Here is a 1,233-nt window from a genome sequence, read left to right as displayed (position 1 = left end):
CTGATCTGCTTTAATCAAACAGGACACTTTAATAATGGAATATAATCCAATTATTGAGGTGTTAAATGACAAAACGAACAAACAGAAGTTACACGGCTGAATTTAAACAAGAAGCTGTCAAATTGGTAACCGAGCAAGGCTACAGCGTACCAAAAGCAGCAGCGTCTTTAGGTATCACAGATAAGTTACTTTATCACTGGAAAGCTAAATTCGAGGCTGAGCAATCTGGAGCCAGTTTAAATGCGGATGAACGAGCAGAGCTGCTAAAACTACGTAAGGAAAATAAAGAGCTAAGGATGGAAAAAGAGATTTTAAAAAAGGCCAGCGCCCTCCTGCTAAAGGAAACCAAGTAACGTTTAAAACGATTAAGCAGTTATCTTCGGCATTTCCCGTAGTTAAGCTCTGTAAAGTGATGAAAGTAAGCCGTAGTGCTTATTACGCTTGGCTCAAACGGCCAGTCAAAATCATCACAGCAGAGCAACTGAACTTATATCGAATGGCAAAGCACTTCTTCGAGAAAAGCAGAAATAGCTTAGGTTATCGGGAGCTTAGAAAGAAGTTACGCAGAGAGGGCTTTAACGTCAGTGATTATGGCGTTCAGAAGTTAATGGCAACACTTGGCTTAGTTGTGACTCAACGAGTGGCATACAAGGTGACAACCAAACGCAAACACAGTGATGCTGTTGCTGATAACCTGTTGAACCAGAACTTTAACCCTGTTGCACCAAATCAGGTCTGGGCTGGTGATGTGACTTACTTAAGAACAGGTGAAGGCTGGATGTACTTAGCCATTGTTATGGACTTATATTCACGCCGCATCGTTGGTTGGCATATCGACAAACGAATGACGACTGACTTAGTAAGCAAAGCTATGATGAAGGCTTATAACTTGCGCCAACCGCCTAAAGGCTTAGTGTTTCACTCGGATAGAGGCTCACAATACACCAGTAAGCATTATCGTAAATTGCTAGCCAATTTCGGTATAAGAGCGAGCATGGGTGATGTTGGTGCTTGTTGGGATAATGCGGTAGTTGAAAGGTTCTTCGGCAGCTTAAAACATGATTGGCTATTGAAAATACCACAACCAACTCGTGAACATATGAGAAATGATGTAACTGCGTATATGCGCTATTACAACTTAGAGCGACTTCATACCGCTAATGGTGATCTGTCGCCAATAGAATATGAGCAAAGTTCCTTAAGAAAAGTGTCCTGATTTAGTTGCGCAGAACA

The 1,233-nt window shown here is 41.7% G+C and carries 1 protein-coding gene; it reads left to right on the top strand.

Features of this window, described 5'->3' with window-relative positions; translation table 11 throughout:
- Nucleotides 1-65: 65 nt before the first annotated feature.
- Nucleotides 66-1,216, top strand: a protein-coding gene (locus tag MHN09_RS21265; protein ID WP_085929704.1) for an IS3 family transposase whose coding sequence is annotated in 2 segments (ribosomal slippage) — nucleotides 66-342 and nucleotides 342-1,216 — 1,152 coding nt in all. Because the reading frame shifts where the segments join, the coding sequence is not laid out codon by codon here.
- Nucleotides 1,217-1,233: the final 17 nt, after the last annotated feature.

The sequence above is a fragment of the Alteromonas sp. MmMcT2-5 genome, assembly GCF_022348315.1.
Classification (GTDB): Bacteria; Pseudomonadota; Gammaproteobacteria; order Enterobacterales; family Alteromonadaceae; genus Alteromonas; species Alteromonas macleodii.
This window is presented reverse-complemented; position numbering and strand designations above follow the sequence as displayed.